Raw genomic sequence first — 7,065 nt, forward strand, 5'->3', positions numbered from 1 at the left:
CGTGTAACGTCTTCGTTCGGGTCGGCGCAGTTGTCGACTGCAACACATCGACGGAGAGTGTGAATGGTCCTCGCAGCAGCGAACAGCGGGATCCGGCTCGACTTGGGCTGGGTCGACTACTTGATGATCCTCGTGTACTTCGGGGTGGTCATCTGGATCGGGTTCACGGCTCGGCGGCAGGTCCGCACGAGCATGGACTTCTTCCTCTCGGGCAGGTCCATGCCCGCGTGGATCACGGGCCTGGCGTTCGTGTCCGCGAACCTCGGCGCCACCGAGATCCTCGGCATGGCGGCGAACGGTGCCCAGATCGGCATGGCGACGCTGCACTACTACCTCATCGGGGCCGTGCCCGCGATGGTCTTCCTCGGCCTCGTGATGATGCCCTTCTACTACGGCTCGAAGGTCCGGAGTGTGCCGGAGTTCATGCTCCGCCGCTTCGGCAAGGCACCGCACCTGGTGAACGCGATCGCCTTCGCGGTGTCGAACGTCCTCATCGCGGGCATCAACCTCTACGCGATGGCGATCGTCATCGAGGCGATGCTCGGCTGGCCGGAGTGGCTCGCGATCATCGTGTCCGCAGGCTTCGTCCTCGCCTACATCACCCTCGGTGGTCTCTCCAGCGCGATCTACAACGAGGTCATGCAGTTCTTCGTGATCCTCGCCGGCCTCATCCCACTGACCATCGTGGGCCTCCACCGCGTCGGCGGCTGGAGCGGCCTGACCGAGGCCATCAAGCAGACCCAGGGCGTGCAGCACCTGCAGACCTGGGCCGGCACGGGCATCGGCAACGTCACGAACCCGATCGGGGCGAACTGGCTCGCGATCGTGCTCGGACTGGGCTTCGTGCTGTCGTTCGGGTACTGGACGACGAACTTCACCGAGGTGCAGCGCGCGTTCTCGGCGAAGAACATGTCGGCCGCCCGTCGCACCCCGCTGATCGCCGCCATCCCGAAGCTCTTCATCCCGTTCATCGTCGTCGTGCCCGGCCTCATCGCCGCGGCCGTCGTCGGCAACCAGTTCGCCGACGGGACGCTGACCTACAACGACGCGATCCCGAAGCTCATCCAGATGTACCTGCCGACGGGTGTCCTCGGCGTCGCCGTCACGGGCCTCCTGGCCTCCTTCATGGCCGGCATGGCGGCGAACGTGTCGAGCTTCAACACGGTCTTCACCTACGACATCTGGCAGCGCTACATCAAGCCGAACATGCCCGACCTGCACTACCTGAAGACCGGTCGCTGGGTCACCGTCGTGGGGGTCGTCGTCGGCGTCGGCACGGCGTTCCTCGCCGCGCAGGCCGGCAACATCATGACGTACATGCAGACGCTGTTCTCGTTCTTCAACGCGCCGTTGTTCGCCGTGTTCATCCTCGGCCTGCTCTGGAAGCGGATGACCACACAGGGCGCACTCTGGGGCTACGTCCTCGGCATCATCACCCCGACGATCACCTGGATCGCCTACCTGGTGAACCCGGACCTGTTCTCGACCGCCACGGCCGAGACCATGTACGGCGCGATCATCTCGTTCGTCACGGTGATCATCGTCGCCGTCGCGGTCTCGATGTTCACGAAGCCGAAGCCCGTCTCGGAACTCGGAGGCCTGGTCTACGGCATCGGCAAGATCGACATGAGCGCGGGCGCCGTCGCCACCGACACCGCCTGGTACCGCTCGCCGGCGCTGCTCGGCACGGTCGCCCTCGTGCTCTGCGTCGTCCTCTACCTGCCGTTCCTCTGATCCCGACCCCGAAGGAGACACCCCATGGCTGACACCACGAACACCTCGGGCTCGATGACCGAGGACGAGAAGGCGGCACTCGTCCGCTCGACCCGCCGCCTGGACCTGCGTCGGATCCTCGGCGGTCTGTTCCTGCTCTACGGCGTCATCACGACGATCGTCGGCATCGTGCACTGGGACAGCGATCCGAAGATGACCGGTGGCATCCACATCAACCTGTGGGTCGGGCTCGCGATGCTCGCCGCCGGCCTGCTCTTCTTCCTCTGGGACCGCCTCGCGCCGGTCCCGGCAGAGGACATCGTCGGCCAGGCCGAGGCGGAGGCGCACCAGCGCGCCGCCGGCGAGGGCCGCGAGCTCGCGTAGCCGACGGCCGGTCGCCCACGCGACCACCATCGGACGGGAGGCCCGGTACCAGCTGGTACCGGGCCTCCCGTCCGTCGTGCGGTGCGGCCGCGTCCTCCGGAGCCTGGTTCCGCCACGGAACGGTTGCGCGCGATGCCGGAGGAGGCCAGGTTGGTCACGACGGAAGGGACCCCACATGTCGACCATGGTGTTCATCAACCTGCCGGTGTCCGACCTGGCGCGGGCGACCGCGTTCTACCAGGCGCTCGGGTACCCCCTGAACGCGGTGTTCAGTGACGACACCGCCTCGAGCATCGTCGTCAGCGACACCGTGTACGTGATGCTCCTGACGCACGCGAAGTTCACCGAGTTCACCGACAAGACGATCGCCGCGCCCGACACGATCGAGGTGATCAACTCCCTCACCGCCGAGACGAAGGAAGAGGTGCACCGGATCGTCGACGCGGCCGTCGAGGCCGGCGGGACCGAGGACCGGCCGGAGATGGACCTGGGCTTCATGTTCCAGCGGAGCTTCACCGACCCCGACGGCCACCGCTGGGAGTACGTCTGGATGGACCCCGCCGCCGCCGAGGACGGCCCGCACGCCGACTGACCCCGACGGGTGCCACGGCAGGATGGGGGGATGACCGACGACCTCGTGACCGGCGCGGACGGCCTCGCCCGGCCGCTCTGGGCGTCGACGGACCCGATGCTCCGCGCCTACTACGACACCGAGTGGGGGATGCCGGTCCGCGACGAGCGGGGCGTGTTCGAGCGGCTCTCGCTCGAGGCGTTCCAGTCCGGGCTGTCGTGGCGCACGATCCTCGCGAAGCGCCCCGCGTTCCGGGCCGCGTTCGCTGACTTCGACCCCGATGTGGTCGCTCACTTCGGGGACGACGACGTCGCCCGGCTGCTCGGCGACGCGGGCATCGTCCGGAACCGCGCGAAGATCGCCGCGACGATCACCAACGCGAACGCCACCGTCGCGCTGCGGGCGGACGGGGGACTCGCCGACTTCGTGTGGTCCTTCCGGCCGACCGACACGCCGAGACCGCGCACCGCCGCCGAGGTCCCGACGACCAGCCCGGAGTCGACCGCGCTGTCGAAGGCGCTGCGGAAGCGCGGGTTCGCGTTCGTCGGACCGACCACCATGTACGCGCTCATGGAGGCGCTGGGGATCGTCGACACGCACCTGCTCGGCAGCCACCGGCGAGCGTCGTCCGGCGTCTGGCCGGACTGAGGACGGGCGCCGACCGGTGGGGCGGCTGTCGTCAGCCCAGCGGCAGCCGCATCTGCACCGAGGCGACCTCGTACCCGAGCTCCTCGTACAGGTGGCGAGCGCCGGTGTTGTACCCGAAGACGTTGAGGCCGATGCTGGTCGCGCCCCCCGCCCGCGCGACCTCGTGCGCGAGCTCCAGCGCTCGTCGGGCGTGACCCTGCCGGCGGTGGGCCGGGTCGACCTCGACCTCGAAGACCCACCAGTCGGCGCTGCCCGGGGTGAACGGGCCGATCCAGAGGTGCCCCACCACGGTGTCCGCACCGAGCGTCAGTTCCCACACGTGGTGGCCCGCCGCCGGCGAACCGCCCGGGAACCACTGCTCGAGGGACTGCCGCATGTTCGCCTCAGCCTGCTCGCGGCTCTCGCCCGAGCGCATGCGCGACGCGACGTACTCCGCCATCGAGCGGTCCAGCCAGCCCGGCAGGCGTTCCCCGGGCATCGGCTCGAGCCGCAGCTCGCTCCGCGCCGCGGTCCTGCCCGTGTCTGCCGGGTCCATGGTCAGCGGTTGCCCTTCGAGCCGCGCTTCGGCTTGCCGGACATGCCACGCGGGGTCCGGCCGCGACCGGTGGAGTTCTTCCCACCGCCACTCTTCGCACCCGTGCCCTTCGTGGCGCTGCGCTTCGCGACCGTCTTCGCGTTCGCCGCCGTGGCCTTGCCACCGGCCGCCTTGCTGCTGGTGGCCTTGCCGCCGACCGCCTTGCCGCCGGTCTTCTGGCGTGCGTCGTCCTGCTCGTCGGGATCCGTGCCTCCCGGCTGGTCCGGCTGCTGCCGGGAGCTGTTCGCGGTCCGGCCGCGGACGACGCCGATGAACTCCTCGGTGAGTTCCGAGGCGTCCTCGTCACGCCAGACGAGCGCGACGCGGGTGCCGGGGGAGCCAGCGAGCGGGCGGGAGATCAGGGACTTGCGGCTCTCGGCCCGGAAGAGGGACTGGGGGAGGACGACCACGCCGACGTTGGCTTCGACCAGGTCGAGCGCTGCCGCGACGTCCGGTGGCACGGGGCCCGCGTCGAGGACGGTGACGCCGGCGAGGTCCGCGTCGGTTACCTCGTCGAGGTCGGCGAGGGGGGAGTCCTTCGGGGCGGCGACGACCGCGGTCTCGGTCCACAGCGGGATCGCGTGCGGTTGTTCTCCGTCGGCCCGCTCGGGCACCGGCATCCGGGCGAAGACCATGTCGGCGTCGCCCTCGATCGCGTCGAGGACCCCGTCCGCGCCGACGGGCATGAGGACCAGGTCGACGTCCGGTCGGCGCTCGCGCCAGACCCGCACCCACTTGGCGGGGGAGACCCCGGGTACGAAGGCGATGGAGAGCGCGGTCATGCACCCGAGCATACGGGCCGTACTCTGGTCACCATGGCCCAGGAACAGACCATGAAGCCCGAGACCGCTGCCAAGAAGCTCGGCATCCTCCTCTCGGCGACGCCCGAGTCGTTCCGTGCGGGCCCGATCGCTCGCACGACGTTCGACGAACTGCAGAGCGAGCCGCCGACGTGGCTGCAGGACCTCCGTCGCGACGGTCCGCACCCCCGACCGGTCGTCGCCGCGCGCCTCGGGGTGTCGATCTCCGGACTCGCCCGCGCCGGCGTGGACGACGTCCTCACCACGGAGCAGATCAAGCAGCTCCTGCAGGACATGCCGGCGTGGCTCGTGCAGGAGCGTTCCACCCAGGCCGCGGTCCGCACCGAGAACGTACGCGTGAAGCAGGAGCGCGCAGCCCGCACCGAGGGCTGATCCCACCCGTGCACGGGACCGTCGCCGACGCCATGCTCGTCGTGCCGCAGCTCGCGTCCGTGTGCTGCATCGTCGGCGACCGGTACCGCCCGCGTCCCGGCGTGATCGTGCCCGCGACCGTGATGCTCGTCGCGATGCTCATGCCCGTCGTGCAGGCCGGGCCGTCGTGGACGATCCTGGCCGCGGCACTGCTGCTGGTCCTCGCGCCGATGCCCGTGGTGCGGCGACGTCGGCGGGACGGACGTCGCGCCGAGCCGATGGACGTGCACCGGGCGCTCTCCGCGGTCGTGATGGCGGGGATGCTCCTGATGGGGCACACCACCGAGCTCCCCGGCACCGCCGTCCACGTCCACGCTCTGGTCCTGACCGCGGTGCTCGGCGCCGGGGTGATCGGCTACTGCGCCTTCAGCGGCTGGCTGCTCCGGCACGAGTGGGCACGGGAGGACCGTCGCGCGGTCCGGAGCGGTGAGGTCTTCGCGATGACCGTCGCCGTGGTCGGGATGACCCTGGCGATGTGACCGGCGTTACGGTGGTGCCGTGTCCGACCGCATCGTCCGCCGACCCGACGCTCCACCGCCGCGCCTCGACGAGGTCGACGAACGGATCCTCTGGGTCCTCGCCTCGGACGCCCGGATCCCGAACAACCGGCTCGCCGCTGCCGTGGGCATCGCGCCGTCGACCTGTCTGGTGCGCGTCCGGGCGCTGGAGGACGCGGGCATCATCACCGGCTACCGGGCCGAGGTCGACATCGCTCGTCTCGGGTTCTCGATCGAGGCGATGGTCTCCGTCCGGGTGCACGCTGCCGCGCGGCACGAACTGCGGGAGTTCGCGAAACGCCTGCTCCGGGTGCCGGTGGTGCTCGACGTCTCGTTCCTGGCCGGGGACAAGGACTTCCTCGTGCACATCGCGTGCACGTCGACCGAGCAGCTGCGGGACTTCGTCGCCGACGAGCTGAGCGGGGACCCGTCGGTCGCGACGACGCAGACGTCGATCGTGTTCGAGCGGCTGGTGGCGGACCGGGAACACCAGGCCCGCTCCTACGGCGAACTGCGCCGCTGGCAGGCCTGAGCGCAGCGAGCGCGGTCCGTCAGCGGGTCCGGACCATCGGGGTGTGCGGGATCGCGTCCTCGAGGAAGTCCTCACCCGAGCGCACGAAACCGAACTGTGCGTACCACTCGCCGAGGTGTGCCTGCGCGTTGATGCTGATCCGCTCCGAACGACTCTCGGCGATCGCGGCCTGCATCAGCGCGGCACCGAGGCCCTTGCCCCGGGCGTGCGCTGCGGTGGCGACCCGGCCGATCCGCTCGGTGCCGTCGGGTTCGCGGAGCAGCCGCAGGGTCGCGTCGACCGAACCGCTGCCGGCCCAGAACTGCACCGTGCCGGGCTCGAGGTCGCGGCCGTCGATGTCGTCGTAGGCGCATGCCTGCTCCACCACGAACACGTCCTGTCGCAGGCGGAGGATCTCGTGCAGGGTGACGACGTCGAGGTTGCGGGTCGGGGCGCTGAAGGTCGAGGGCACGACGTTTCCTGACTTTTTCTTGTGAATGGGTTCCGCACGGCACCCGTCGAGGCGTACCGTGCCGGTCAACCACTCTACGTGCGCAGCCGAGATCAGGAGGTGAGCGCATGGACGCATCGATGCGTGCACCCCTGAACGCGGTCATCCGTTGGGCTCTCATGGCCTCCGGGATCGCGGTGGCACTGGTGCTGCTCTCGCTCTTCTTCGGTGCTCGGCCCGCTGCGGCGGCCGGGGTCCTCGGACTGGGTGGGGCGTCTCCGAGCGGCTCGCAGACGAACTCGTCGCAGCGCTCGGACGGCCTGCTGAGCGGCGTCGTCTCGGGCGTCGGTGGCACGGTCGAGGGCGTCGGACGGGCCGTCGGGAGCGTCGTCACCCCGGTCCGACCGGCCCCCGCGCCGGTTCCGGCCGTCCCGGCAGCACCGGCCCCCGCCCCGGTCCCGGCCGCGCCGGCGCCGGTTGCGCC

Annotated in this window: 11 protein-coding genes; 8 read left to right on the forward strand and 3 right to left on the reverse strand. The window is 70.3% G+C overall.

Going from position 1 to position 7,065, the window contains the following annotated elements; all coding sequences use genetic code 11:
* Positions 1–63: 63 nt before the first annotated feature.
* The 4 genes from DEJ33_RS11140 to DEJ33_RS11155 all read left to right on the forward strand — a co-directional run bounded on the left by DEJ33_RS11140 (position 64) and on the right by DEJ33_RS11155 (position 3,316).
* Positions 64–1,734 (forward strand): sodium:solute symporter family protein, encoded by a 1,671-nt coding sequence (locus tag DEJ33_RS11140; protein WP_111079305.1) that lies wholly within the window; start codon positions 64–66, stop codon positions 1,732–1,734.
* A 24-nt stretch (positions 1,735–1,758) separates the two neighbouring features.
* Entirely contained in the window at positions 1,759–2,097 is a 339-nt protein-coding gene (locus DEJ33_RS11145; RefSeq protein WP_220033191.1) for a hypothetical protein, read from the forward strand.
* A gap of 175 nt (positions 2,098–2,272) precedes the next feature.
* Positions 2,273–2,689 (forward strand): VOC family protein, encoded by a 417-nt coding sequence (locus tag DEJ33_RS11150; protein ID WP_111079304.1) that lies wholly within the window; start codon positions 2,273–2,275, stop codon positions 2,687–2,689.
* A gap of 30 nt (positions 2,690–2,719) precedes the next feature.
* The gene (locus DEJ33_RS11155; RefSeq protein ID WP_111079303.1) at positions 2,720–3,316 is read left to right on the forward strand and encodes a DNA-3-methyladenine glycosylase I; all 597 of its coding nucleotides are present in this window, start codon (positions 2,720–2,722) and stop codon (positions 3,314–3,316) included.
* Positions 3,317–3,347: 31 nt separating this feature from the next.
* Here DEJ33_RS11155 and DEJ33_RS11160 read toward each other — a convergent pair whose 3' ends face one another.
* Positions 3,348–3,851, reverse strand: a complete 504-nt coding sequence (locus tag DEJ33_RS11160) for a GNAT family N-acetyltransferase (RefSeq protein ID WP_111079302.1) — start codon at positions 3,849–3,851, stop codon at positions 3,348–3,350.
* Positions 3,852–3,853: 2 nt separating this feature from the next.
* On the reverse strand, positions 3,854–4,672 hold the full coding sequence (locus DEJ33_RS11165; protein ID WP_181436630.1) for a LysR family transcriptional regulator substrate-binding protein: 819 nt from the start codon (positions 4,670–4,672) through the stop codon (positions 3,854–3,856).
* A 33-nt stretch (positions 4,673–4,705) separates the two neighbouring features.
* On the opposite strand from DEJ33_RS11165, the gene DEJ33_RS11170 reads away from it, so the two are divergent.
* The 3 genes from DEJ33_RS11170 to DEJ33_RS11180 are packed head-to-tail and all read left to right on the forward strand — an operon-like array spanning position 4,706 to position 6,151.
* Positions 4,706–5,083: a DUF5997 family protein gene (locus DEJ33_RS11170; RefSeq protein ID WP_110902580.1), complete on the forward strand. Its 378-nt coding sequence runs from the start codon at positions 4,706–4,708 to the stop codon at positions 5,081–5,083.
* 8 nt (positions 5,084–5,091) lie between these two features.
* A complete protein-coding gene (locus DEJ33_RS11175) occupies positions 5,092–5,601 on the forward strand; it encodes a hypothetical protein (RefSeq protein ID WP_111079300.1) in 510 nt (169 codons plus the stop codon).
* A gap of 19 nt (positions 5,602–5,620) precedes the next feature.
* A complete protein-coding gene (locus DEJ33_RS11180; RefSeq protein WP_110902582.1) occupies positions 5,621–6,151 on the forward strand; it encodes an Lrp/AsnC family transcriptional regulator in 531 nt (176 codons plus the stop codon).
* Between the two features lie 19 nt (positions 6,152–6,170).
* Here DEJ33_RS11180 and DEJ33_RS11185 read toward each other — a convergent pair whose 3' ends face one another.
* The gene (locus DEJ33_RS11185; protein ID WP_220034040.1) at positions 6,171–6,602 is read right to left on the reverse strand and encodes a GNAT family N-acetyltransferase; all 432 of its coding nucleotides are present in this window, start codon (positions 6,600–6,602) and stop codon (positions 6,171–6,173) included.
* Between the two features lie 107 nt (positions 6,603–6,709).
* Here DEJ33_RS11185 and DEJ33_RS17270 point away from each other — a divergent pair.
* The coding region (locus DEJ33_RS17270; RefSeq protein WP_220034478.1) for a hypothetical protein at positions 6,710–7,065 on the forward strand (356 nt) is incomplete at its 3' end.

The organism is Curtobacterium sp. MCPF17_047 (genome assembly GCF_003234045.1).
Classification (GTDB): Bacteria; Actinomycetota; Actinomycetes; order Actinomycetales; family Microbacteriaceae; genus Curtobacterium.